This window comes from Sinorhizobium fredii NGR234 (genome assembly GCF_000018545.1).
Taxonomy (GTDB): Bacteria; Pseudomonadota; Alphaproteobacteria; order Rhizobiales; family Rhizobiaceae; genus Sinorhizobium; species Sinorhizobium fredii_A.
On record NC_000914.2, the window covers coordinates 111,797 to 138,517 of the forward strand.

20 protein-coding genes and 1 pseudogene are annotated in these 26,721 nt (G+C 57.5%); 6 read left to right on the forward strand and 15 right to left on the reverse strand.

What is annotated here, in order from left to right:
• Window positions 1-164 precede the first annotated feature (164 nt).
• From NGR_RS30190 to NGR_RS30210, 5 genes and pseudogenes are all read left to right on the forward strand, one after another.
• Window positions 165-2,156 (forward strand): extracellular solute-binding protein, encoded by a 1,992-nt coding sequence (locus tag NGR_RS30190; protein WP_010875133.1) that lies wholly within the window; start codon window positions 165-167, stop codon window positions 2,154-2,156.
• 846 nt (window positions 2,157-3,002) lie between these two features.
• Entirely contained in the window at window positions 3,003-4,166 is a 1,164-nt protein-coding gene (gene nifS / locus NGR_RS30195; RefSeq protein WP_010875134.1) for a cysteine desulfurase NifS, read from the forward strand.
• Window positions 4,167-4,329: 163 nt separating this feature from the next.
• Window positions 4,330-4,695 (forward strand): annotated as a pseudogene (gene nifW / locus NGR_RS30200) (nitrogenase stabilizing/protective protein NifW); the annotation flags it as partial.
• A gap of 725 nt (window positions 4,696-5,420) precedes the next feature.
• Window positions 5,421-5,798 carry a hypothetical protein gene (locus NGR_RS30205; protein WP_010875136.1) on the forward strand — a complete coding sequence of 126 codons (378 nt, stop codon included), beginning with the start codon at window positions 5,421-5,423 and terminating at the stop codon, window positions 5,796-5,798.
• Between the two features lie 75 nt (window positions 5,799-5,873).
• The gene (locus NGR_RS30210) at window positions 5,874-7,373 is read left to right on the forward strand and encodes a radical SAM family RiPP maturation amino acid epimerase (protein WP_164924718.1); all 1,500 of its coding nucleotides are present in this window, start codon (window positions 5,874-5,876) and stop codon (window positions 7,371-7,373) included.
• Between the two features lie 147 nt (window positions 7,374-7,520).
• Here NGR_RS30210 and NGR_RS30215 read toward each other — a convergent pair whose 3' ends face one another.
• The 8 genes from NGR_RS30215 to NGR_RS30250 form a co-directional block, all read right to left on the reverse strand.
• A complete protein-coding gene (locus NGR_RS30215) occupies window positions 7,521-7,958 on the reverse strand; it encodes a VirK family protein (RefSeq protein WP_010875138.1) in 438 nt (145 codons plus the stop codon).
• A gap of 907 nt (window positions 7,959-8,865) precedes the next feature.
• Complete coding sequence (locus NGR_RS30220; protein ID WP_240545263.1) at window positions 8,866-9,282, reverse strand: hypothetical protein; 417 nt, start codon at window positions 9,280-9,282, stop codon at window positions 8,866-8,868.
• Window positions 9,283-9,448: 166 nt separating this feature from the next.
• Window positions 9,449-10,477, reverse strand: a complete 1,029-nt coding sequence (locus NGR_RS30225; protein ID WP_010875140.1) for an LLM class flavin-dependent oxidoreductase — start codon at window positions 10,475-10,477, stop codon at window positions 9,449-9,451.
• A 406-nt stretch (window positions 10,478-10,883) separates the two neighbouring features.
• Window positions 10,884-11,978: a histidinol-phosphate transaminase gene (gene hisC, locus NGR_RS30230; RefSeq protein WP_164924719.1), complete on the reverse strand. Its 1,095-nt coding sequence runs from the start codon at window positions 11,976-11,978 to the stop codon at window positions 10,884-10,886.
• Window positions 11,979-12,409: 431 nt separating this feature from the next.
• A complete protein-coding gene (locus tag NGR_RS30235; RefSeq protein WP_010875142.1) occupies window positions 12,410-13,543 on the reverse strand; it encodes an MFS transporter in 1,134 nt (377 codons plus the stop codon).
• A gap of 736 nt (window positions 13,544-14,279) precedes the next feature.
• The gene (locus tag NGR_RS30240; protein ID WP_010875143.1) at window positions 14,280-14,711 is read right to left on the reverse strand and encodes a helix-turn-helix domain-containing protein; all 432 of its coding nucleotides are present in this window, start codon (window positions 14,709-14,711) and stop codon (window positions 14,280-14,282) included.
• A 510-nt stretch (window positions 14,712-15,221) separates the two neighbouring features.
• Window positions 15,222-16,565: a M16 family metallopeptidase gene (locus NGR_RS30245; protein WP_010875144.1), complete on the reverse strand. Its 1,344-nt coding sequence runs from the start codon at window positions 16,563-16,565 to the stop codon at window positions 15,222-15,224.
• The gene (locus NGR_RS30250) at window positions 16,562-17,878 is read right to left on the reverse strand and encodes a M16 family metallopeptidase (RefSeq protein WP_240545264.1); all 1,317 of its coding nucleotides are present in this window, start codon (window positions 17,876-17,878) and stop codon (window positions 16,562-16,564) included. Before NGR_RS30250 ends, NGR_RS30245 begins: the two co-directional genes overlap by 4 nt.
• Before the next feature lie 1,031 nt (window positions 17,879-18,909).
• Here NGR_RS30250 and NGR_RS30255 point away from each other — a divergent pair.
• Window positions 18,910-19,407: a hemerythrin domain-containing protein gene (locus tag NGR_RS30255; protein ID WP_164924720.1), complete on the forward strand. Its 498-nt coding sequence runs from the start codon at window positions 18,910-18,912 to the stop codon at window positions 19,405-19,407.
• Between the two features lie 348 nt (window positions 19,408-19,755).
• On the opposite strand, the gene fdxB is transcribed toward NGR_RS30255, so the two are convergent.
• The 7 genes from fdxB to nifK form a co-directional block, all read right to left on the reverse strand.
• On the reverse strand, window positions 19,756-20,073 hold the full coding sequence (gene fdxB / locus NGR_RS30260; protein WP_010875146.1) for a ferredoxin III, nif-specific: 318 nt from the start codon (window positions 20,071-20,073) through the stop codon (window positions 19,756-19,758).
• Between the two features lie 307 nt (window positions 20,074-20,380).
• A complete protein-coding gene (locus NGR_RS30265; RefSeq protein WP_010875147.1) occupies window positions 20,381-20,800 on the reverse strand; it encodes a hypothetical protein in 420 nt (139 codons plus the stop codon).
• A gap of 433 nt (window positions 20,801-21,233) precedes the next feature.
• Entirely contained in the window at window positions 21,234-21,722 is a 489-nt protein-coding gene (locus NGR_RS30270) for a NifX-associated nitrogen fixation protein (protein ID WP_010875148.1), read from the reverse strand.
• Between the two features lie 3 nt (window positions 21,723-21,725).
• Window positions 21,726-22,208, reverse strand: a complete 483-nt coding sequence (gene nifX / locus NGR_RS30275; protein WP_010875149.1) for a nitrogen fixation protein NifX — start codon at window positions 22,206-22,208, stop codon at window positions 21,726-21,728.
• Window positions 22,205-23,614, reverse strand: coding sequence for a nitrogenase iron-molybdenum cofactor biosynthesis protein NifN (gene nifN / locus NGR_RS30280; RefSeq protein ID WP_010875150.1), 1,410 nt, complete (start codon window positions 23,612-23,614; stop codon window positions 22,205-22,207). Before nifN ends, nifX begins: the two co-directional genes overlap by 4 nt.
• A 9-nt stretch (window positions 23,615-23,623) precedes the next feature.
• Entirely contained in the window at window positions 23,624-25,114 is a 1,491-nt protein-coding gene (gene nifE / locus NGR_RS30285; RefSeq protein WP_010875151.1) for a nitrogenase iron-molybdenum cofactor biosynthesis protein NifE, read from the reverse strand.
• 55 nt (window positions 25,115-25,169) lie between these two features.
• Window positions 25,170-26,711: a nitrogenase molybdenum-iron protein subunit beta gene (gene nifK / locus NGR_RS30290; RefSeq protein WP_010875128.1), complete on the reverse strand. Its 1,542-nt coding sequence runs from the start codon at window positions 26,709-26,711 to the stop codon at window positions 25,170-25,172.
• Window positions 26,712-26,721 lie beyond the last annotated feature (10 nt).

Sequence of the window (26,721 nt, forward strand, 5' to 3'; positions counted from 1 at the left end):
ATCCATAGACGCTATGAACAGAATTTAGAAAATCAATTTTTGAGGAGTGTGAATTGCCCATATCTAGGGACGATCGGCCACTGACATGCCGATCCTGCAACGACTTGGAGCCGCCCCACAAACACCGTGGCGGCGAATGGATAAAAACAAGGAGAAAGGACGAGATGCTGGACATCGGCGTCATTGGAAGACTGAAGTTTGCGACCGCGTTCATGGCCATGTCCTTACTACTGGTGCCGGCTGCGGAGGCTCAAGAGCAGCCGGTCTGGCACTACGGACTGTCGCTCGTCGATGATCTCAAATATCCGCCCGGCTTCAAAAAGTTCGACTATGTGAATCCCGAGGCACCTAAGGGCGGAGATCTCAGGCTTTCACAGACAGGCACCTTCGACACGTTCAATCCCCTGCTGGTGAAGGGCGAAACGGCCGTCGGCCTGGATTTCGTCTTCGACACGCTCATGAAACCGTCAGAGGACGAGATTTCGACGGCCTACGGGCTTCTGGCCGAAGGCGTTTCCTTCCCCGACGACATCTCCTCGGCCACGTTCCGGCTGAGGCAGGAAGCGAAATGGGCCGACGGCAAGCCGGTGACGCCGGAAGACGTCGTCTTCAGCTTCGACAAGGCGAAGGAACTGAACCCGCTCTATCAGAGCTACTATCGGCATGTCGTGAAGGCGGAAAAGACAGGGGATCGGGACGTCACCTTTCACTTCGACGACAAAAACAATCACGAACTTCCTCATATCCTCGGGCAGATCCGGATTGTGCCGAAGCACTGGTGGGAGGGCACTGGACCGGACGGCAAGCCGCGCGACATTTCGCGAACGACGCTTGAACCGGTGATGGGGTCAGGTCCCTACCGGATCGCTTCGTTCGCCCCCGGCGGGACCATTCGTTATGAGCGCCGGCCCGATTACTGGGGCGTCGCGCTCAACGTCAATGTCGGGCAGAACAATTTCGATTCGATCACCTATTCCTTTTTTGGCGATCGCGACGTCGAGTTCGAGGCCTTCCGCTCCGGCAACACCGATTATTGGCGGGAGAACCAGGCGATGCGCTGGGCTACGGCCTTCGATTTTCCGGCGGTGAAGGATGGCCGCGTTAAACGCGAGGAAATTCCCAACCCCTTCCGGGCAACGGCCGTGATGCAGGCGATGGTGCCGAACATGCGCCGCAAGCCCTTCGACGACGAGAGGGTGCGCCAGGCATTGAACTATGCGCTCGACTTCGAAGAACTGAACCGGACCATCTTCTACAATCAGTATCAGCGCGTGAACAGCTTCTTCTTCGCCACAGAACTCGCCTCCTCCGGTCTGCCGGAAGGCAAGGAACTGAAGAACCTCAACGAGGTCAAGGACCTCGTGCCGCCCGAAGTGTTCACCACCCCTTATAGCAACCCGGTCGGCGGCACGCCGCAAAAGGCGCGCGAAAACCTGCGCAAGGCGATCGAGCTCCTGAACAAGGCGGGGTTCGAGCTCAACGGTAACCGGATGGTGAATACTGAGACGGGCAAGCCGTTCTCCTTCGAGATCATGTTGAGCAGCCCGTCATTCGAGCGCGTCGCCTTGCCCTATGCGCAGAACCTTAAGCGGATCGGTATCGAAGCGCGCGTGCGCACGGTGGACCCATCGCAATATACCAATCGCAAGCGTGCCTTCGACTACGATGTGACCTGGGAAGTTTGGGGTCAGTCCTTGAGCCCCGGAAACGAACAGGCGGACTACTGGGGATCGGCAGCCGCCACACGCCAGGGCTCCAGGAATTATGCCGGCATCTCCGACCCTGGCGTCGACGCCTTGATTGAGCGCGTGATCTTCGCAAAGGATCGCGAAACGCTGGTTGCCGCAACGAAGGCACTCGATCGCGTCCTGCTCGCCCATAATTACGTCATTCCGCTCTATTACAAGCTGGCCGCCCAAATCGCCTATTGGGACGCGCTGGCCCGGCCGAAAGAGCTGCCGAAATACGGACTGGGCTTCCCCGAGGTGTGGTGGTCGAAGAGCGCTGCCTGTCATTTGCCCGCGGGCGTTCGCTGTAGTTGCATTTGCGGGAGCTCTGGCGAAGCCGGGCGTCACCAGTTCACGCCCGACCGTCGCCTCATCCGAAATGCGCAACTTCTGGACCAAATCTGCGCCGCCAGTGAATTTAAAGGATAGCCTGCTTTCGACGTCCTTTGCCAGCCCCGGGCGCTGAGCGTCATTCAGTGTCGCTCGGTCGCCGCGGTGCACCGTTCGTTGGGGACCCAACACTGCAGCATCTCGCTGCCGAATGGCGCTGCCTCCGAACGGGGGCCGCCATTGTAGAGTGAGGCAAGTGCCAGCAATCGCCGCTATGGCTGGCATCCTCCGTCTGCCATCAAGCTTTCGAAGAGCTGCGCCGCCGAAGTCATCACATTGCATCTTGTTTGCGGCACAGAGGCGCTCTTTGGTGTGGGCTAATTCGACAATGTCCGATTTCCGACATTGTCGGACAAATGTCACACCGATGTTTGAGTTTCGGTGTTGTTTCAAAACCGTTTTTTTCGTTGGCATAGTTTGTGCTTGACCGATTTGCAAAGGCCTTTTCGAACCAGGAGAAACGATCCATGATAGGTCTTAACGGAAGAGCCGTTAGTGCAGTGAAGCTCCCTCCTTCCCGCGATTCTGAACCGACCGATGGCTTATGCATATGACGGTTCAAGCGGACGGCTGTGCATATACCATTTTGCATTAGAGACTGAGTCGCGCGAGGGCGACACTGTTATCGAGAAGGATGGGATCAACATATTTGTTGACTCGGACCCCCAACCCCATGTGGCCGGCCTGGCCGGGACGTCATCCCAAGGGTGGATTCGCCCGGGTTAGTCTTCAACGTTTCAACGCGCGGGAGAGGTGAGCCTGGGGCAAATCGTTCGGCTGATCGCCACGCACGGGAGAACAGTAATGCTGGATCAAAAAGCACTTCTACAATGCCACGATCGCCATTTGTAAACCTTTCGTCGTTTCGGTAGCTGGAGAATTATCTTGAGGCCTATCTATCTCGACAACAACGCAACGACGCGCGTCGATGCGGAAGTTCTCCAGGCGATGCTGCCATTCTTTGCAGATGTGTTTGGCAACGCTTCCTCGATGCATGACGCTGGTGCTACTGCCGGGGCAGCGATTAACGTAGCGCGCAGGCAGTTGCAAGCACTGATCGGTGCAAAGTTCGACCCAGAGATCACCTTTACCTCGGGCGGGACCGAAAGCAACAATGCGGCGATCCTTTCGGGGCTCGAGGCTATGCCTGAGCGCACTGAGATCGTAACTTCGGCGGTCGAGCATCCTGCGGTGCTGACGCTCTGCACCCATCTGGAGAAGACACGCGGCACCAAGGTGCACAAGGTCCCAGTGGATCACCAGGGCCGACTTGACCTTGACGCTTATCAGGACGCCCTTACACACCGTGTAGCAATCGTTTCGATCATGTGGGCCAACAACGAGACGGGAACGATCTTTCCTGTGGTAAAGCTAGCTGAGATGGCCAAAAAAGTCGGCGCAATTTTCCACACCGATGCGGTGCAAGCAATCGGCAAGCTACCGATTGACTTGAAATCAACGGCGATCGACATGCTGTCGCTTTCCGCGCACAAGTTCCATGGCCCGAAGGGCGTCGGGGCACTCTACATAAAGCGCGGGGTACCCTTTCACGCACTCATCAAGGGTGGCCACCAGGAGCGCGACCGGCGCGCGGGCACGGAGAACACGCCCGGGATAGTAGGTCTGGGCAAGGCGGCAGAACTCGCGTTGGATTGTATGGACAAGGACAATGCGATAATAAGATCATTCCGCGATCGATTGGAGAAAGGACTTCTCGAGCGTGTCCCCCAAGTCTTCGTAATGGGTGATCCGGTGACGCGGTTGCCCAACACAACGAGCATTGCCTTTGAAGGCGTCGGTGGTGAAGCCATGCAGTTTCTGCTCAATCGCCATGGCATCGCCTGCTCCTCCGGATCCGCCTGTACCTCTCGTTCTTTATCGACGAGCCATGTGCTAAAAGCCATGGGTACTCCCCACAGGCAGGCGGTCGGAGCAGTCCGCTTCTCGTTGTCAGGCTATAACTGTGAAGAGGATATAGATCGGGTGTTGCGGGTGATACCCGCAGTTGTGAAAAAACTGCGTGAATCTCGTCCAGTATTTGCCGGGTAGACGCTCTGCCGGCACATACGATTGTTTGAGCGCTTGGGCATGTCCGAATAGCCGTCACTGATGGCGTCTCGATCACAGCTCTTCCCAGGGTCATCATAGGGTGCAGGGCCGGGACCATGTGTTGGAACGAAAGCAGCTATTCCGCGGCCAGTAGGAGAATGCAATGTCTTATGATGATGCGACCTTTGCCCCTGATGGCACTGACATTCTCACCTGGCTGAAGGATTTGTCGGCCGCCGAGGAGTTCTTCGATGCCCTCGGCGTCACCTATGACCCAAAGGTGCTAAACACATCACGGCTCCACATAATGAAGCGCATGGGTCAGTATCTGGTCGCGGAGGACTTTTCCGATCTCCCCACAGGCACGGCCGCCACCCGTGCGCGCGCCGCACTCGAGCGCGCTTACAGGGACTTTGCAACTTCGTCGCCACTCAAACATCGTGTTTTCAAGGTGCTTGAGGATCGCGATCCGACTAAAGCTGCTGCGCCAATCCAAGTCTTCGTACCATTGGAAGAACTCTTGCAGCCATCCGAAATCAGTGACTGCGGCGGGGTTGCGACACAGCGATGTCATCAGTCCGACAAAGTAGTCGCGGCTCCGGACGCGTTGGAATGAAGCGGTTAGTTTAGCAGGCTGTAATAAAACTCGTTGGCACGTGGTGCATGGAAGGGTCGGAAGACCAAGGCGATCGAAACCTAGACAGATCATAATGCACATCGCCGATACCCAGTCGGCGCAGATGCGCGTCCATTGCTAATGCGTCGGTGCCTAAAGTGCCAACCCGATGCCGTCGGCCCGCTTCAGCGCTGGTCGCGGTCAGGGTTGCATGAGCCTGGGTCATGTCCGGATGATACGCATACAGCTCTGATCTCCCCACCGCCGTGGGGGTCGTCGACCTGCTATGCCGGCCGTTTGTGACCCCCACACTCCGCACGATTCGTCGACGCTTCTCTCTGACGCCGCTACGCCGTCGTCACGCTTTTGAGCGTATCCCGATGTTTCACTGAATGAACCGACTGGCGGAATCCGCAACTGAGCTGGCAAAAAAGAGAGCCTGCCTTAGTGAAGAATTTTGCGGATGTCTACATTTCGGAGCGGCCAATTGGCCGGTTCGGGACTAAAGGTCGGTAAGTTGACAATGCATGCACTCTGAAAATGCACAAAATGACGACATTTTTAGGTTGGCACGGCGCTTGCTCGTTCACGGCATCATCCACGCCTGCAATTGGCAACTATGAGCAAAGGAATTAGCTATGCCGCGAGCTGACGTAGAGCGATTCGTCAACGATTTAGACAAAGGCAGGCTGCCTGCAAACCTCAAGCCAAGTGCCACGGGTCTTGCACCGATCGTAGCGGCCGGAAAGAGTCTCGGCTACAACATCACGCTTGACGAAGTTCAAAACTACATCCGATTGGACAGCCGACGGAAGTCTACTGGCAAGAAGCTCGAAGCGATGGCGAACAGCAAGCGTGGCTCGCGCGTTCCGGCCTTGCCGCGCTTAGTACAATCTAGTGCTTTGGATAGTCCCGTTACGGATGGGCTCACGCGGCCGTTGCATATTGCTGAAAAAGGCGCCGCCGTCGCCGCGGTCGTTCAACTTGTTGTAATTGTTGTTCATGTTTCAAGCTGATTTTTTACCGGAGCGCATTGGCTTGGACGATCGGTGCCAAGAGAGCATGACAGCAAATATCATCGGGAACGAGACATGCGATCTGGCCTACAAGAAACGGCTTCAAGGGCTCACCTTTATAAAGGCGAATATTGGCGACAGATCTTTAACCGGCGCACGCCGGAGCAACGGCGCACCTTGTCGCACATCAAGCGTTTCATGGAACGGCTGGCTGGTGACATAAAGTTCCGCACCGCGGTTTCGGAGAGCGTCGACGCCCCTCGCGCGGTAACAGAGCGCTATGGCATTGAAGTTGACCCACTGGAGATACTGCCGCTCTGGCGCGATGATCATCTTACTTACCGCTACAAGCCGGAGTCTGCCCCATGGCCGCTGTCGATAATGTGGGACGAGTACATGCGCGACATGTTGCGCCATCGCGACCTCCTGCGCGACCATGGCGATATGTCAATGACCAACCCTCGCTTTCATGCCTGGCGCGAGCGCCAAATTCGGCGTTGTAATGACGAATTGGGCGGATCAGCGCCGTCGATCACGCACCCCATCATCGCTTTCGAGCTGAGCGAAGGGTGCACCGTCGGTTGCTGGTTCTGCGGCCTCTCGGCCGCTCCGTTCAAAGGCTATTACGAGTATAGCAAACAGCATGCAGAGCTTTGGCGCGGCGTGGTTGGTGTCGCGAGCGAGGTGTTTGGCCCGGCAGCTCGTACTGGATTCTGCTACTGGGCCACAGAGCCAATGGACAACCCGCAGTACGACCGCTTTCTCTTCGACTACTATCAGATCACGGGCGCATTGCCGCAAACAACGACGGCCGCCCCGCTCAAGGATGAGGCACTCACCAGGCGCGTGCTCGGCCTCTTCAATCTTTATGGCACTACGATGAATCGCTTCTCTGTGCTCAGCACGGCACATCTCAATCAGATCCACAGGGCGTTTTCGCCTGAAGAACTGACAGGGGTCGAACTCATCATGCAGGGCAAGGACGCTCCGACCGCAAAGGCTTTCACGGGGCGGGCGCGCAAGCGGAAGGAGAAACTCAGTGCGAGGCAAGAGGCAATCGCCTTTCCGGAGCGAAATCACACGACGATCGCCTGTGTTTCCGGCTTCCTCGTAAATATGCCGCAGAGACGTTTGCAACTAGTGACGCCGGTACCGGGTAGCGGACGCTGGCCCCTCGGGTATCGCATAGTGGGTCAACGGTCATTCAGGACGCCTGACGAGTTCCGGGACGGGCTCAAGAGCATGATTGATCAACATATGCTCGAGAGCCCAGCCCCCGACCTGCCGATCCGCTTTCGCAGGGACCTGGAGTACACAGCGGGAGACCGCTGCTTCCATCTCCGCTCGCGAAGCATGGAACACCGGGTGCTCGACTACGCTCCGATCTCGGTTGGCCATCTAATCGCGTGCGGCAACTTTACAGCCTCGGAGTTGGTTATGCGGGCCTCGACGGATGGAATAAGCGTACTTGCTGTCGCCGACCTGCTCGATCAGTTATACGCGGCCGGCGTGATCGAAGAGGACCTCGATGACCGCTATGCTTGGCAGACCAGCGACGGCATAACAGACCGCTGAAGAAGCTCAAGGATAGCGGCAGGCGGGTTCCTTTACCTATCGGGACCACTGCAAATGGCACGGGCGGGTGCCCCAGGGAAACCTTCAGCCGCCGATCCGGGACGATCCGCCACCCGAACCCGCGCGATCGTGCTGCAACATGCCAGATCACTGTGAAGAGAAGAAGCTCAATCCGTGACCAATTGAGCACTTATAGACCCGGCTCGTTCCTTTTCGCTCGTAACTGGGCACATTGAAGACGACCATGGTGAATTCGGCGCCACCGTCCGGCCGGATCCGGTAACGAAGAAACTGGATAACCGGCTTACCGTCACGATCTATGGTAAAATGCTGATCTGCAAAAGCGAGGGTGCCGTCAGATGTGATCCTATAGCCGTCTATGCTAACGCCTCCACGCGTCTTGGTCGACGGTGTATCGGAAGTCGCCGGAGTGCACATGCCTAAATCGACCGTCACAGTCACCGGTTTGCCGGTAGTCAGCGCGCGTTCAAGCTCGGGAAAGCTCGCCAGTACATGACTATCGCCGGCGGCATTGGCAGCTGTAGCAAACAGTATCCCGAATAAGGTTGCAACGATATGTTTCACAGGTGGTCCTCTTTAGAGCGACTATACGGTTGACACGGCCCCTGCGGGCGAACCGGGGGCTCGGCGGTTTCAAGCAGGGCGCGGGAGAGTGCGGCTTCGGACCGGAGCAGTTTGCCGACAGCCCATACCACTCGATGGGGCAGCCGTGTGTGGAGAAGGCTCCGCGTCTACTGCTATCCTTGTCCCAATTGAATTCAACCCAAAACGCCACGCTATTCTAATGGGAAATCTCAGCAGATATGTAAAATCGCTTATTTGGATGGAGGCTATTGAGGAGATGGAAGAGTGGTCGCACGCAGGTGCAAGCCTATCGGCGCTGTCACTATCGCCTGCGGGTGCGGGGGTGCCGAAAAGAGAGACGATGAGCAGTTACCCGCTGGCGAGCGATGGACAAGGAGGAGACCGATCCGCCACTACGAAACAGCGAACGCGTTCGTCGCGCATCCAGGCAACGTAGCGGTGGAGTTGCGCCCGGCACGACAATTATGGCAGTCGGCTCACGCCACCAGCCTCAATGCGGCTGGTGGCAAAGGCCGTGGCGGCGGCAGGGCGACGCGCTGTTGATTGACAGATCCGCATAGCGCACGATTGGGATGCGGCGCCGGAGACTTCCCGCTCGATCAGATCCCGAGCGAAGTTGGTATTACGGTAGCAAGCGACATGCCTTCGGCAGGTGGTCAGGCGGGCTTCACGCCGAAGCTTGCCGCCACTCTCAGTCCCAACACCGGGCATATTCGCCGTTTGGGAAAATATGCACTCAACATGGACGACCAGCCAGCGCCGCTCGTCCCAAAATGATTGTCGTTCGAATTGCCCGCGTGAATTCTACCCAAATGGGTGATATCCATTACTGCCAGGCCTTGCTAGCCATGATAGTCATAAGAGCTTTGTTACCGCTACAATCGCATTAATTCGGTCGCGAACGTAACCGCAATTGTTCGAGCAATAACGTTAATTGGTTTTCGAGTTCTCGAAGAGAACGTTCCGTTGCTATAAAGTGAACCTCAGCGCCCGCTACGGTTGAAATTGATAACATTCCCGAATTGGAGCCATCGGCGGCCAGACCAGCTCTGACGCTGAATCCGGCTGCAGCAAAGGGCTTGAACTTTCTTTCCTCCTTCCCCGTTCTCGTAGCGATTTGATGTTGGAGCTGTCCGCATGCGGCCATGAACGAAGCAGCTATTCTGCTGCCAATTTCTGGACCGAATGCTACTGTGGTAGTTTCCCCTTGATCAGCAATCAAACTGACAAATGCTAGTTGATCATCCGCGGTCGTTCCTATTCCGTTTACGTCTGTTATCAATATTGCGTCGATCTCGGCCATCTTACCTCTTCCCAGAAGCCACGCTACCCGATAAAACACCTTCGAGTCAGATGTACTTAGCGCCGACCAGCCCATTGTTGATTTTTGGGCCGAATTGGAGTTGCGCCTGATACGACAGGAAGCCGTCACTTTTACACACGCCTGACTTCGTCAGGCGCCATGGCACTCAGCCAACTCGATCCATTAGTTCCGATTGAATGGTCATTGCGGTATACAGCGAAGCATCCAAAGGCAAATCTCCAAACGCGACCTGACAAAGGAGATAGTTGGCGCCCGCCTCTTCCAACTGATCAAGCAGAGTCCGTCGCACAACAGCCGCCGTTCCCACTACGCACAATTCACTTTCGATTGCTGCATCGAAGGTCAGGGGCAGATTTGGCGGAACTGGAATTGCATGGAGGTCGTACAGGAATTTGAAATTATTCAGCCATCGTTGGAAGGCAGGAGCCGCAAGCGAGTATGCATGTTCTGCAGAGTGCCCGACGACAATCATGCGGAGCAGTCCGAGAAATGACGCGTTGCAGTTCGCGTCAGAGCTGAGTCCTTCCTCGGAACGGAAGGCATCAGTAATCCTGCGAACAAGCGAGGCGGGTCCCACACATGCGACATTTGCGCCGTTTGTAGCGGCCCAGCGTGCAGACTCAGGTCGGTTGGTGGCGATCCAAGTCGGTGGGTGCGGGCGTTGATGAGGCCTCAGGATCAAGGGGACATTGTTTAGTTCAAAGTGGTCGCCGCGGTAGGAAAGATTGCCGCCCCTCATCGCCTCCATCAGGATTTCGCTGGCTTCGAAATAGCGTCCAGCCACCGCGTCCGGATCGATCCCGAAGTAACCTAGCTCTATCGGAAGAGAGCCGCGCCCTATGCCCAACTCGGCCCTACCGCCGCTCAAATGGTCAAGCATGCAGATCTCCTCAAACGCACGCAGCGGATGAGAAAGGCTAAGCAGCATGACAAGCGGGCCAAGACGAAGTTGACGGGTGCGCTGCGCGACGCTCGATAGGAACAGATTCGGCGATGGGCTTCTCCCATGCGGCGAAAAATGGTGCTCCGCTAGGTGGTAAGCGTAAAAGCCGAGACGATCACATGCTTCCGCTAGCGTGAGGCGGTCTGCGTATTGCCGTGCCATGGCGTTACCGTCCTCGTCTAAATGGTCGAATATGCCGAAAGCTAGCTTTGATGGAAGGATTTTTCTCATTTAACGTCTCACTTAACCCTGGTAGCCCCGGACTTCAATTCGAGCGAAATAAGACCTTGGGGGCTTTATTTGGCCGAACATCGCTATTCACGGTGAGCCTGCCCTTGCCTAACGGTGGCGGAAGCCAAATCGTTAAGCCGCCGACAGGCCACATCCTTGCGTGCTCGGCTATTGCTCAACAGTTTTTCAGTGCACCTACCGGCAGATGTTTCCGTCCCAGCGACCTTGTGTTGTGGAGCACGCCTTTAGACACATGCAGGCGCCAGGCTATGAACTCAGCTTCCTCACGGGCGTGGCGTAGTTAGCGCTGTGGGAGACCAGTCTTCCGGTTGTCGCTCTCTTTCCTGTCGCCACTGTCTTTTCCCACGTGCAAAAGAGCCGAGCCTGAAGCTGCTATACGGTCCCATCATCGAGATTGCTGAGCTCCCGAAATGTCCTCGACAGCCGCAAGAAACGCATCCATTTGTGGTTTCGTCCCGATGCTGACGCGAATGCAATCTTCCAGACCTTCATCGGGAAGAACGGCCACGAGTATCTTTTTCCGTTTCAAGCAGGCGTGCCACCAAACGCCGTCTCGTCCTGCAGGCACCCGCGCCAGCAAAAAGTTTGCATGGGAGGGCGTTACAGAGAACCCAAGTCGCGACAGCGCCACCCTCACCCGCTCTCTCTCATGCCTGATATGGCGGTGGTTCTCATTATAGGTGGCGCGGTGGGCCAGGATGCTGACGCCAACCGCATGGCCGATCACATTCATATTGAACATGTTCTGGATATTGCGCAGCCTCCCTATCACCTCAGGATGACCGAAGCCGAAGCCGACGCGAATGCCGGCCGCCGCATAGCTCTTCGAAAACGTTCTTAAGAGCAGAAGATTCGAATAGCGGTTAACGAGACGCAGAGCGCTGTCGGGAGCGAAGTCCACGTAGGCCTCATCGAGTACCACCAACTGGTCAGATAGTGCGACGAGGCTTTCAATATCAGCAATCGGGACAAATGTTCCTGTCGGGTTGTTCGGATTAGCCAGCAGGATGAACTTTGCCTGCTTTGCAGGACCGAAGAGCAATTCGTGTATCGGCAACAAGGACGACTCGCCCCATTTGATTTCAAGTAATCGAGCACCTTGCAACTGGGCGAGCTTGCGGTTGTATGCAAAGCCGGGCGACAGCATCGCGACACTGTCACCCGGACCAAGGAATGCTTTATATATGAGCGAAAGAAGTTCGGACGAACCGTTACCGGCGATCACCTGATCCGCGGAAAGATCATAGGACGCAGCGGCGGCTTCCCGCAAACTGATGTTGTCATCCTCTGGATATAAATACTGCCGCTCGAGAGCAGCAACTGCGCTCTGCATTACCGCTTTTGGCAACGCAAATGGATTCTCGTTTGTATCGAGTTTGACATAGCCGGCGTCAGATGGCTGACTGGACGGCAGAGAATTTAGCTGTCTGTACACTTCCGTAAGAGACGAAAGTACGCGTTGCAGCTTTGCATCAGACATAGTTCTCTCCATTCAATTCCTAGAGGATAGTCGCTTTGTCCGACAGTCAACGCGAGTTGGGCTAACAGTGCCGCACATTCACTGACTCCAACTTGATGAGCGTTCTTCTATTTCGCCCGCATCTATTCAGTAAAATCATTTGTTTTCATCGCAGCCATTGATGATATGAATTAACGCTTTATCGACTTTTGATTACTCATCTTCGTCAGTCCGATACCGCCGCTGGCCTCGGCCGGTCACCTCGATCCATTTCATGCCTGGTTCACCCATGCCTTCAAAAATGGCGTCGGCGTGATCTCCAACCGTTCCGTTCCGCGCCTGCCGATGAAGAATACTCGCGGCCTCGGTCAGCAAAAGGCGGAGTATTCGTCGCTCTCATGGACAAAACGCTAAAATCTCTCAAGGTGCGATAAAGCAGGGGGTGATTTGTTCTATTGCTTGAGCACTGGAGCCAATACTGCCACCAAGGCTGCAAATAGTCCGACGATAAAGAAGCATAAACGCATAGTGGCTGCCTCGGCGAGGAGTCCAATTGCAAAGGGTCCCAACGTCATTGCGCCATATGCGAAGATTGCAACGGACGCGATGGCTTTCCCCGCCGGCACTACAAGATCGGCCGCTGCCCGACTGAAAGCCAATGGTAGGACGGCCGCATAGCCGACCCCCATCAGCACGAAGCCCGCCACGACTAACGGCAAGGTTTCACCGAGGACGATCAACAAAATGCCAAAGACAGCCGAGAAACCGCTTATGCGTGCAACAGTGGCTGATCCCCATCGCGTAACCAGAGAATCCGCCTTAAGCCTCATCATCACCATGGCCGCAGAAAAGCCCATGTACCCCAAGGCGGCGTCCGATTCTTCGGTCCCGACTACATCATGCAAATATACAGCACTCCAGTCGAGAGCTGTACCCTCTCCTAGTCCAGAGGCGAGAGCAATGAGCCCCACAAGAAAAAGGCCACTGTTAGGTAACACCAATCCCACTGCACCACTTTCATGCGTTCGGATGGTTGATTGCCAATCGAGCAGAAGGAAGGGTCCGAGCAACCCGCCGATCGTCACGGCCGTAACAAGAAAATGGACGTACACTGGGGTCTGAAAGACTGTAGCAATGTAACCGCCTGCTGCGCCGAGAACGGCCCCCACACTCCACATGGCGTGAAACGACGACATCACTGGCCGTCCCATGTGTTTCTCCACTTCGCTCGCCCAACTATTCACCGCTACGTCCATCGAGCCATGACACATGCCAAAGAGAAATAGGGCGATCGCCAGCAGCGGTATTGTGGGCGCAAGCCCTAGAGCGGCAATCGAAACCAGGAACGGGATCGCGATCATTCGGGCGACCCGCACTGCACCCAAGCTATCGGACAGCCTTCCGGTAATGGGGAACGAAATTAATGCGCCCAACCCTAAAAGCAACAGCAAAACCCCAAAGCTCGCTTTGGCAACGTGAAAGTGACCCATCACGGCGGGAACGCGAGAAGCCCAGGTCCCGAGGAGGATCCCGTTCAACAGAAAGCCTGCAGCGACACCGCGCCAGGGAGTAAGCAACCTACGCATTTCTTCTCCAACATCCCATAGCTTCTGACGTCGATTGATCACGTCCAGTCGTATTCCGGCGCTTGCCTAGCTGACCCTGAGAACTCAGGTCAGCGCTCGCCCATTCCGCGGCAGGCTACAAATGAAAAGATCTCGATCTCCGTTCTGAGGTCTCAGAATAGGAAATCGGGGCCGGCTGGACTCTTCTTTTCCGCTCTGACCGGTGAAACCGGTGTAGAAAGCATCGCTCGCTTCAAGTCGGATCGTGGTCGGCAACTAAGGCTGCGCTCAAGCTAGCACGAATGAACTACAGATGAATTGATTGAGATCATAGACAGGCTTGCGCAAAAACCACGTTCAATAGCTTTTCAGTGCGGTGAGTCCCGGAGCGATTTTGCCTATAACGCTACCCGGCAATTGCAAATATCGGCCGCCACGATAGACCAATGAACGACCGTTGCCCTTGCAAATGTCGACAAAACGGCCGAGCATAATCGCATGGCTGTGTCGTTCTATGAGATCCTCAAGCTCGCAGTCGATGGTCGCCGCAGTATCCCGAAGGACCGGCGCGCCGCTCAGCCCGCCAAGATTCGGAGAATTGATCGGCGAGTATCGCCTTGGTATTTCAGGACGTTTAAAGGGTAAAGGGCCGTACGAGAGTATCGGACAGACTGGTGACTCATTTCCCAGTGCGGTGGTGCTTGTCCGACTTTATAGAGACACTCTGTCTCCACACAGAAGCGGCCCAATCCATACATCACCGCTCGTGTGCGCCCAAAGACTTGACCAGCATCACGATTCGGCGGCGCACACGATAGTCGCCCACGCGAGAAAAGGCCCTGATGAGCTCGATCCCTTCCTTGCTTACAACGAATTCAACGACTTCGGGTGGGATGTTAATCTGATTTGAAGCGGACCGCTCCTCCGACCGGATTTTATTAAGCGTATCCTCAAAGAAGTAGGAAGGCTCCACTTTCAGAGCCTTCGAAATCTGCTGAAGCCGACCCGCACCGACGCGGTTCACGCCCTTTTCGTATTTTTGAACCTGTTGAAACGTCACCCCGATAGCTTCGCCGAGAGTCGTTTGGGACATGTTCTGCCACTCACGCCTCTGGCGGATTCGTTGACCGACATGGGCATCCACAGCGTTTGGCTTACGTCTTGTTTGTTCAGAGTTAGTACTCAGCACATTCGTCTCCTCAATTTCGGCTATCTTAGTTCTTCGGGAGATATGATATGAGCTCCACCTCCCGCACCTACACTCCTTTAACACACCTCAACTGAAAGTCAGAAACTCAATTGAGACATCTGGAGTCTTCGGCGGCCACCCTAAGCACATTCGGATTATGCTTCAAGTGTGAAGCCTTAGCGGTGGTGCTGATGCGCTTTCGTGAGTGACGCGAGAACCGCTGCTGCAGGGTCAAGCAGTCTCGTTGCCAGCAGGTCACCAGCATCGCAGGAGCAGTCGTGCTAGAGAGCATTCGCCTGTTTTCGCCGAGACACCACATTCTCTCCTGCCGTCGGGCGGAGGGAGGCTGCGATGCACTCCCTTGCTGCTTCAGGAGTCGCATAGAGCCTGGAACTGAACATCTGGTGACCGCGAGAGGTGATCTTGACTACCCCCCTCCCAAGGTAGTGCCGCGCCGGGGCGTTGGAGAAGGTCGGCCGGACGCTGCCAGCCTAGCTTTCCTTTGGACGGTCATCGGTTCGTTCCCTTGAGGGACGGTCCAACAGTCATTACGGTGGGGTCGGCGGAGAGCAGCCGTTTCGCGACTGCCCGTACGTCCTCCACGGTGACGGCCTGGATCAGTTGTTTGCGGCGCTCGACGTACTCGATGCCGCGATCTTCGAGTTGGATTTGGACCAATGTTTGGGCGACCGCACTAGATGAGTTCAGATTTTCGATCGCATAACCGCCGATGAGCTTTTTCTTTGCCGCAGTGAGCTCGTCCTCACTGACGCCCTCCTCTGACATTCGCCTGACCTCGGCTTGGATGAGGGAGAGCGTCTCTGCGGCCCGATCCGGGCGGGTTCCGGTGCCGATGACGAGCGCCGAAGCATGGTCGATGTTCTCCAAGGTTGAGTAAATGCCGTAAGCGAGGCCCCGCTTCTCGCGCACCTCATTCCAGAGCCTGGATGTGAACGCGCCTCCGCCAAGGATTTGGTTCATGAGATTGGCTGCAAAGAACTGCGGGTCCTTTCGGGGGATTCCCGGGTAAGCTAGGCTCAGTTGGGCCTGAGGTAAGTCATACGCGACGCGAATGGCGCGCCCCAGCTTAGGCACTGCGTCAACGACCGGCGTTAGGGAGGGGCCAGCAGGCAATCCGCCGAATATTCGATCCAGATCACGCTTGAGTGTGCCGGGATCGATCGCTCCCACCACGGCAATGGTAAGGTTGCCGCGCGCGAAAATCCGCTCATGAACCGCCTTCAGATCGGAGGTCGTGACAGCGGCAAGTGTTTGCACGGTGCCCTCCTCCCGACGCGAATACGGATGATCACCATAGATCGCCCTCATCCATGCGAACTGTGCGGCCGTCTCCGGATCCTTGGCTCTTGCCAGGATGCTGGAGACGATTTGGGCACGAAGGCGGTCCACCGGCTGTTGGTCGAAGCGCGGCTGCTCGATTGCCAGCCGGAGAAGTTGGAAAGCCTCATCCTTTCGCTCCGCAAGCACCCGCATATTGCCGTAGACTGCATCGGGCCCCGCCTCAAAGAGCATCTCGGCGCCAGCATCGTCCAGCCGCTCCTGAAAGGCATCGCTGTCAAGATTACCGGCCCCTTCGTCCAACAGCTCTGTGATCAGATTCACAATGCCTTCCTTCCCAGATGGATCCTGCGTCCTGCCGCCCCGAAATGCGAAGCGGGTGGTGACGATCGGTAGCGAATAGTCCTGCACCAGCCACGCCTTTATCCCGCTCGATGTCTCGACCTCCTCTATGGCCATGCCCGCAAGCGCTGGACACGCGGCAAGGCCCAGCAATATGCATGCCACGACGAGTGAGGGCTTGGCCCCGATGCGCAGTCGGCTGAACGATATCATCGGCTTTTATCTCCTGAGGTAGCGCTTTCGCGGGGCAGCAGATACCCCGCTACGGACCGGTCGGGACTGAGGTATTTCCTGGCAGCCGCTTGCACCTCTGCCGCCTTTACGGCGCGGATCCTAAGTGGCCACGCCTCTACGTCGTGTGCAGTATCGCCTGTCGCAAGCGCCGCCCCATAAATGCCGGCCATTCCCGACTGGCTGTCGCGCGCGAAGATTATCGAGCGCACGAAGCGGTTTTTGGCCTTCTCGAGCTCGACGTCGGTAATGCCGAACTCGATGATCTTCCGAATTTCAGCGTCTATCGCATCCTCCACCTCCTCAATCTTCGCCTCGCCGCGCGGCGAGCCAAAAACCGTGAAGCTCGACGGATCGAGCGACCTTCCGTTGAAATAGGCCCCGCCAGAGGAGGCTATTGCCTGTTTGACCACCAGCTCCTGATAGATCCGGCTGCGCGTTCCCCCGCCGAGAATCTCCGACAGGATATCGAGGGCTTCCGCTTCGCCCTGCTCGGCTGTTCCGTAGGACGTCGTTACCCAGGATTTTTGGAAGCTCGGCACCGTGACGCGCGGGTCGGTGAGCGCGACGATCCGTTTAGTGTTCTGCTCCGGCTCTTGCGGCCTCACCCGCGCCGGCAGATCCGGACCGCGAGGCAGGGTCCCGAAAGTCTCGTCCGCTAGCTGCCGCACCCTGCCGGCGTCCACGTCGCCTGCCACGACCAGAATGGCATTGTTGGGGGCATAGTAGCGGTCATAGAACTTTAGTGCGTCTTCGCGATTAAGCTGTTCCATTTCATGCATCCAGCCAATCGTCGGGATGCGGTAAGGGTGGTTCTGATACAAGGTCGCCTGCATCTCCTCCTCAAGTAGCTGCTCCGGATCGTTCTCGACGCGCCAGCGTCGCTCTTCAAGAATGACATCGCGTTCGGGTACGATCACCGCATCGGTGAGAACGAGATGGCGCATCCGGTCAGCTTCGAATTCCATCATTGTTCTGAGCGACTCTGGCGTGACCGTCTGATGGTAGGCGGTGTAGTCGGAACCCGTGAAGGCGTTCTCCTCACCGCCGATCTCCGCGATCTTTGCGCTAAACTCTCCGGACGGATGCTTCTTCGTTCCCTTGAACATCAGATGCTCCAGGAAATGAGCAATGCCGGATTTGCCGGGTGGCTCGTCGGCATTGCCGACCTTATACCAGATCATCTGCGTGACGATCGGCGCCCGGTGATCGGGTATGACGACTACCTCCATGCCGTTGCCCAGCATGAAATTTGCAACCTCGGCTTCGCGAAGCGGGCTCTCGTCGGCCGCCATTGCTGAGGTCATCAGAAATTGCAGTGCGACCATACATAGGACAAATGCACAGATACGCGAACACACTCCATCATGGCTCGTCGACCGCTGTGGCAAATGCGACCGTGCAGTGCCAGCTCGACCATCGCTTGGCGAGTACCACCTCTTCCTTCTTCTCCAAGGTTCTGCAGTAGGGTGGCCGGGCGCGGGCCCCGACCCCGGCCTAAAGAACGGTTCTGACATTTCGACATTCTCCGCACAATTCTCGTCGACGCTGACACGTCAGCAGAGCAAGATACGTGCCACGGAAAACCCGTTTAAATTCAAGTACCTGGATCGAACTAGCTATGTCGGCATTGTAACATTGTCGTATGTCGAACAACGACAGCCTGGCGGCTAAAAGTGGACCGCCGCGTCCAAAACCGACAGGCGGCGATCCGTAGAGGCTGGCCTTCTGCCGAGTAGGCGAGCTCGCTCGGTCCCGCCCGACATGGTTCCGGGCGGTCATTGGCACTATAGGGGTGCCATACTTCCTGTTCACGCCTGCCGATCGTGTTATTGCTGCGTTCCTGGGTCTATGCGGCGCCGCATATTCGTGTCCGCCAAGGCTCTCCCTGCGACATGCAGGGCTTCGTCGAAAAAGCCGATAAGAAACCCAAGCGCCGCAATGCGCTCTCTGTGCCGGCCATGATCAAGGCAATGGTAGCTGGGTCCGATTTGCAAGATGAATGGTGTTGAACCCAGTCTACCAATTTCTTCATCGGCATCGCCAACCGCCACTCGCCAAAGACATCGACGCGCTCATGCCGTGGGTCCATGCACAACGGATCAGCGTCTCACAATTAGCTGGGACTCCCGACGTGCTCATGGCGATCTCACAACAGCAGAGCGCTTGGGGGGAAACGCCGCGTACGATCCATCAGACAATGAGATGATTATTTAGTCCTATTGCCGATAGACCTTGATTCAAGTCAAGGCCCCGCACCACGCATTACCTCATCCTTGAGCACGGAAGATTACCTTAGAGAAAGCACGGAAAGGGCCTGGAGTGTATGATCGCTAGGATCAAGACGTTTGCGCCCCCCACAAACCGGTCATTAGCTCCAGCCACCGCCGAGCGGCTGGCCTTATTGGCAGGTTCGCACGAGGACCAACTGTCTCTCTGTGACCGTCTCGAGGCCATTGCAAACAGCCTTCCGCACGGAGTCGACCGTAGTATATGCGCTCACGCCGGAAAGATGCTTGGCCCGCACTTACGGAATCTTCACGAGAGAGAAGAAGCTGCTGTTTTCGCGTGGACAGAGGAGAAGCTAGGGGACGATCCATCAGTTTTAACTACTTTGGGTCTGCTCAAGTATGAGCATTGCGAAGACGAATGCTTCGCCGAGGAATTGGCGGAAGTGTTGGGTCGGCTGGCGACGGCGGATGCTACTGTCAATCCGGAGGCAGCGGGCTATATGCTCCGTGGTTTCTTCACCAATTTGCGTCGGCATGTGCGCTTCGAGCAGCAGTGCTTTTGTAACCTAACTGCTGATCGCTCAGGCTGCTGACGCATTCCGTTGCTGACCGATGCCAACGGGGCATTCGAAGGTCCTCTCTGAGTGCCCGCGGGCGCCAATTGCCTCTTGACTCCAAGGCAGGGATTCACCCTGAATCACGCGAGGAAATCAATATTGTGCCAATTCTGTCTCATTCCAAGTTCGGCGGACTCTGGCTTTCAGGTGGCTGGGCAGTTCGTTGTTCTACGTCGGCTGCTAGCTGCGGGACGGGGCCGACGGTCGGCGATGTCTACGTCTTTCGTCAGCTTGCGCGACGGCAAGGGCTCTTTGGGGACTGTCGTCTCGAATATGATCGCATTTATAACGGCCAAAGTCGTTTTCCGGAGTCCGTTCGTCAGATCAAGCAACAATTTCGTCGGCCGCTACATGGGTCTGGCAGTTCTTCGGGCATACCCGGGCGCAGGCTCCGCAGCCGATGCAGCGGCCGGCGTGATCGACAACCATGATCGTGCGACTGAGCTCGCCAGCGAAGTCGTCGTCCTCGCCATCGCAGGCCCCGAGGATCTCACCGGATTCGTCGATGCCGTGCAGATGCATGACCTCGCGCGAGCAGACCTTGAAGCAGCGGCCGCAACCAATGCACGTCATGGCGTCAATGGCCGTCAGATACTGCGGCATCCATGTGGAGCCGTCGCGGGTAACGAAATGACTTGTCATCGTTGGTTCTCCAATCAGGATCTGTCTCTCCGCATCCGCCACAGGCAAAAAAGTAAAATCTCTTCCGAGATCGGACGTGACCTCATCCGTCACATCCGCCGAAATTCCGGTCTTGTCGGCCGACTTTTCGGGGGCGGTCTGCTAGTCAGCGGCCATTGCAAAGACTTGGCTAGGCATTTCGAGCCTCGCCCTGTGGAAAGATCGCGGCAGCGGGACCGGTGCGCGTGGGGAGGAGTGGTCCCGCTGCCTGACGTCGGCTCTCCAGGGGAAATGAGAGCCGGCGGTTCGTCATCGCCTAGATCGACCGTCAACCGCGCCACTTGGGTGCGTGGATGGCGGTTATCGCTTCGGTCTCCAGCGAGCTTCCTATTGGAAGACTGACGGATGGTGTTCGGTCGATACGACTCTGCCCGGTCGTGAGAAGCACCGCGAAGCCCTCGTACACGGAGCGAACGGACGGTTCGATCGCAAGCCCGGCGGCGGTGTGGAAAGCTTTGAGCCTCCACGGCACGTCCGCATCGAAATCGCGGATGATCGCGTACCACGCTGGCGCGCTGTCCCGCGGCATTGGTTCCAGGATGAAGCGGCCGGAGTTACTCTTCAGGTTGCGGCCGACACTACCGACTTTCGGTCCGAGATCAAAAAAAACAGCGAGCGTATTCTGGGCGGCGGTGCACGTGTCGATGCCTCCCTCGCAGCCGAATGCGATCTGACCTAGACCTGCCACGTTGCTTGCCTCATTCGTACCCTGCCGATCCCCGGCTTTCCAGCCTCTTAGATGGCATGTCGGCAAGACTCGTGCCACTCGGGTGCTCGACTTGAAAAGAAGCTTGTTATGTTAGCATTTCAGGCATTTAGCCGGGAGGCAGAGAAGGGAACAGTCGACAAGAATGTGTCGCTTTACCGACAAGAGTGTCGAAGCGGCTGTTTGAATTACTACACATGGTTCTCATCGGCGGCTACCGAACGAGTACTCAAGCGGTACAGATAAACTGCCCGGGGCAGACGGCGGCGCGCGTCGCTGAGGTTGATGCACGGGCTCATACCCTCCGTTTCGGAAAAATCCACTATTTACTCGCCCTCAAGCCGCCCACGGGCGTAGCCCTAATCCTTGGCCGGTCGCCTTGGCGCCGGCAGCATGCCTTTTGCCGGATCGATCGTCAGGCCCGAGCCACTTCGGGATAGGTTTCAATGGCGGCCGTCGCATCATCCACCAGCTTTGCGCCGGCTTCCGCAAGCTTGCGAAGTGTCGCGAAGCCGAAGCGGTGGATGTCGCGCACTGTTTTCGAAAATACGACCAGCCGCCCGGTCGTTAGAAGCACTCGTCCGAAGCCCTCATGGCTGATCATCGTGATCGGCGACGCTACCAAACCGGTACGTGCTTCGATTGAAAGCGCGACGGCGGTATAAAAGATATTGAACCGCAACATGACGTCCGGACCGGGATCGCCGATGATCGGGATTTCTCGACGCTGCTCTTCAGTGATGATGAAGTGGGCCAACAACTCCGCGTCCGATGCGCGGTCCTGCGATCCGTAGGTATCCTGCGCGCGGACCAGCCGCGCGAGGCATTTGACAAATGGCGTGACAAGGGCCGCCTCGTCCACCTTGACATCAGGCGTGCCCGTATTGATGGACGTTTTTTTCATGATTCAGTCCTCGTCCTCGAATGGTTTTTTCTCTGCGACGCCTGCTTGCGCCAGCACCTTGCGCAACCACGGCGGAGGGGCCGTCTTGAGCATTTTCTGGGTTCGTGAAAGTACGTCTTGAATGGCTTCCGGCTCTCCCACTCTAATCGGATGAATTTTCGCAGAGACGACCCTGGCTGCGGAAGGGCCGCCGATAGCCCGACAAAAGAGGAGATGACAGCCTGTCAACGCGGTCACCTTTGGGGTGATGCGGTCCTCGCCCTCGATCGGATGCTTCCCGGATTCGTCGGAGACGTCATCGAAGCTCACAGCTTCCACGAAATCCCAGCCGTCGCGCGACACGTCGTAGACTGCAAAGTGCTTGGCCGACCCGAAATGGGCGTTTAGGACTTTCATGTCCTGCGTCGCGATCGCTATGCGCAATGCGCCGGAACGCCGCGGCTGGATTTCGTCAGTGACGAGCGAGAGGCGACGAACGGAATTCATCCGGCATTTCTCCGCTTTCGCATTGCATCGATTTGCTCAAGCGACGGCGCGGGCTGGTTGGCCTGGATGATGTTGGCCGCCTCGAAGATCAGGTCGCGCGTGCCACGATAGAGAACTGTGAGTTTGTGCTGGCTGCCGAGGCGGTCGAATATCGGGAAGCCGATCCGCAGCAGAGGGATGCCGAGGCGCTCCGCTGCCTGGCGACCGTGCGAATGGGTAACGAGAAGATCAGCGCCGCCGGCTAGATCTTCGAGATCACCGAGATCGCCGATCTGGACCTTTTCGGCCGGGACTTTCTCGATAATTTCTGACTCACCCGTAGTCGTAACGGCCGAGATGATCTCGGCGCCAAGTCCCGTAAAAAAGGTGGCAAATTGGTACAACTGGTCCGGCTCGGTGGCGATCGCGATCTTCTTGCCGGCGAAATGGAAGTGTCCGTCGAGAAGCGCGTCTTGCAGCTGTGAGCGGTGACGGTGGATCTTCGCCGGCGCCGGCACGCAGGAAATCTCGGAAAGAAGCGAGACAAACTGGTCGACGTTCTTCAATCCCGTTAGCGACTGGACCAACACGTAAGGCACACCCGTCAACGTCTGCAGTAGCTCAGCCGGGCGCCGCATATGTTCCCCGATGGCGATGCACCGCACCGCCCTACCCAACTCCTGTATATCCTCGATGCTTGTACCTCCATACGCTGTCGGCATCCAGCGGTCGGGCACCGTACCGTCGAGGGAGCCTGAGACGTCCGGCACGATCACCGGCCTCAGCCCGAAACCTTCCACCATCTCGCGCAACTGCTCGATATCGCCTACCGTGAGGTGCCATCCCGGCAGGATCGCAACCTTCTGTTGCTTCCACGGCTGCTCGCTAGGTTTTGTAATCCTCTCGATCAGTGTTGCCTTTCTCGAGCGAGGCGCCTGCTGACGCCGCAGTGTAATCTGTTGGATCATCGCGGCGACGGCCCTCGCCCAGCCCTCCTCCAAGGCGCCATCGAAATCCGGCGTGTTTGCCAGCACGACCTCTGTGCCTGCAAGTTCCTCCGCATGCGTCATTTTGATGTTGGCGATTTGCCTTGCGAAATCTTCAGAACGGGTTTCCACAAGTGCCGTCGTGCAGATTCCGATCAGCCGCGGATTCGCCCGCTTTTTCAAGTTCAGAATCGCCTCTTCCAGATGGGCTGCCCCGCCCAAGACTGTTGCCAATTCGTCCATTGCCGTCGTCTGCAGCGGGATCGTTTCCTTGAAATGGCGCACGCACAGCACTAGCGCGAAGCTAGTGCAGCCTTGGCTGCCGTGGAACAGCGGTATCGCGCCATCGACCCCGAGAAAGGCTAACGCGGCACCCAGCGGTTGGGACGACTTGAGCGGATTGACCGTCGCTGATTTAGATTGGCGATGGATGTGGACCATTTGCTTTCCTCAACACTCAACGAAGTCACCGGCGTCGTGCCGGCGAATTGAGCGCCCGACACTCGTAGCATCGGTGTCGGGGCGCGTGTTCGGCAGTGGTTCCTGTGTGGCAGGACGGCTTTCCCACGGTGCCGGCTCCCTCACCTGCGACCAGACCGGGTTGTGAATCGCAAGGTCGATCTGGCGCACGAGTTCCACCGTGCCGTCATAGCCCGCATAGGGGCGGTGACGCTCTTGGTTGATATCGACCCAGGGCATCTTGGCCTTCAGCGCAATGAATTGCGTGCGCCCGCCCGACAGCATGATGTCGGCCTTATGTTCTGAGAGCATGGCGTAGAGCTCACGGGGCGACATCGACTCGAACATCTGGAGATCGTCCTTAAGCACCTGTCTGATGCGCTCCTTGTCCTCGACCGTCGATTTCTTGACCGAGGTGCCAACGATCTCCATGCCGATCTCCATCAGCGCATGAACAAGCGACCAGGATTTCACGCCGCCGGTGTTGATGAGCACCCGCTTGCCTTTAAGTCGCGGCCGGTATTCCTCGAGCTTTTTCCACGCAATCGCCTCCTCCTCCGCAATGAGTGCATCGGTGCGGTCGAGGATCTCTAGATCGGTACCCTTCTTTACGAGCAGATCGGCAATCTGTCGAAGTGCTTCCGAGGTGGCGGTGATGCCGTAGAAGGATCCCTCGAAGAACGGGATATCCCAGCGCTCCTCCATTTTGCGGGCAAGGTTGATCAACGCCGTAGAGCACACCAACATGGCTGCTCGAGCGCGATGAGCGGAGGCAATGTCGAGATAGCGGGCGTCACCGGGAATGCAGGCGCGAACACGAATGCCAAGCCTCTCCAAGAGTGGCTTTACCAACCAGAACTCACCAGACAGGTTGAACTCGCCAAGGATATTGATGTCGCAAGGGCCGGCATCATCTGGCTCCACCGTGCCGATGACATGGTCGAGCAACGCCTCGCCAGCCAGCTTGTTGCCGAGGTTCTTCGAACCGACGAAGCCCGGCGAATTGATCGGCACCACCGGTAGGCCGCACGTTTCCTCAGCGCGCTTGCAGATCGCTTCGATGTCGTCGCCGATAAGTGCCGTTACACACGTCGCATAGACAAAGATTGCCGGCGGCTGATACGCTTCTCTAATCTGGCGGATCGCTTTGAAGAGCTTCCGCTCGCTGTTCCCCATCACTATGTCTTGCTCGGTGAGATCGGTCGTGAAGCTGGTGCGCCAAAGCGTCGGACCGGACGACGCCGTACCTCGGTTGTCCCAGGAATTGCCTTCGCAGGCGAGTGGTGCATGAACCAGATGCGCAACGTCGGTGATCGGCTGCAGCACGATCTTGGCGCCATCGAAGGCGCAGCCTCCGGCCGCCGCGCCGGGGGTCAGCGGTTTCGAACAGCCTTTACTGCGCGCGTTGGAATCCTTGCTGCGATTTCTCTCACAGGCAGGCTCATCGAAGACATCTTGGATTTTGACATTGAGCGAAGACATTCGCTAATCTCCAGATTGCATCAGGAGACGGCCGGCGTTTTGCCGACCGCCGTTCTTAGCGGGTCAGGTCATAGGAATAATCGGTCACCGCCGTCTGCATCGTTTCGCGATCGAGGCGGTCGAAGATCGTGTCGAGGATCGTCGTCAGCAGGCGCAGGCCGCCCTGGTAGCCCATGAGCGGAAAGCGGTGGTGGTGGTGGCGGTCGAAGATCGGGAACATCAGCCGGATCAGCGGCGTGCCGGTATCGCGCTCGAGATACTTGCCGTAGGAATTGCCGATCAGCAGGTCGACCGGCTCGGTGAAGAGCAGCGAGCGCAGGGCCCAGAGATCCTTTCCCGGCCAGACCTTTGCCTGCTTGCCGAAGGGAGAAGAGGCGAGCAGCTCGGTCATCTCGGCCTGCCAGGCCGCCGTGCCGTTGGTGGCGAGGCAATGCCGCGGCTCGCCGCCGGTCTCCATGACGAAGCGGGCCATGGCGTAGACGAAGTCCGGATCGCCGTAGATCGCGTATGTCTTGCCATGCAGCCAGGATTGGCTGTCGGCCATGGCGTCGACCAGCCGGCCGCGTTCCAGGCGTATCGTCTCGGGGATTTCCCGGCCGGAAATCGCCGACACCTTCATCAGGAACGCGTCGGTGGCGTTGATCCCGAGCGGGTAATGGAAGGCGGCGGTGGCCTGACCGACCTCCCGGCAATATTCGAGCGTCTTGCGGCTGTTGTAGTGCTGCAGCGACAGCGTCGCCTCGGCATTGAGTGCCGCCCGCAGCGCCTTGATCGTCGTGCCCCCGTCATACATGCGGTATTCGCCGTCGGACGGCGTATCGAACTGGTCGGAGGCATCCTGGATGAAGGTGTAGGACACGCCCATCAGGGTGAGCAGGCGCTGAAGCTCGCGGTTGTTGCCGACGCAAAAGCCGTCGAAGCCCGGGATGATGTTGATCGTGCCGGCCGCTTGGGTGCGCGCCTGGCCCTTCCAGAAGTGCTCCAGGATGCCCTTGACCATGCTGTCATAGCCGTCGACATGGCTGCCGACGAAGGCGGGCGTGTGAGCGAACGGCACGTCGAATTCGGGCGGGACTGCGCCTTCGCTCTTGGCGTTCTCAATGAAGCCATGCAGGTCGTCGCCGATGACCTCGGCCATACAGGTGGTGGAGACGGCAATCATCTTCGGATCGTAGAGCGCGTAGGTATTGGCGAGCCCGTCGACCATGTTCTTCAGGCCGCCGAACACCGCCGCATCCTCGGTCATCGAGGACGAAACGGCCGAAGCCGGCTCCTTGAAGTGGCGCGACAAGTGCGAGCGATAATAGGCCACGCAGCCCTGACTGCCATGGACGAACGACATCGTCCGCTCGAAGCCGGCGGCTGCGAACACCGCCCCCAACGGTTGACAGGCCTTGGCGGGGTTGACGACGAGCGCCTCGCGGGCGAGGTTTTTCTCGCGATATTCCCAGCCCTTGCTGTATTCGCGCTGGTCCGTGACGAGCCGTTCGGGGTGCGGACATTCGAAGTTCAGCTTCTTCTCCGCGAGCATCTGCCGGTATTCCGGCTCGCGAAACAGCGGCGCATGGTCGAGTATCTTCTCAGCCGATTGCGGCATGGTGTTTGAC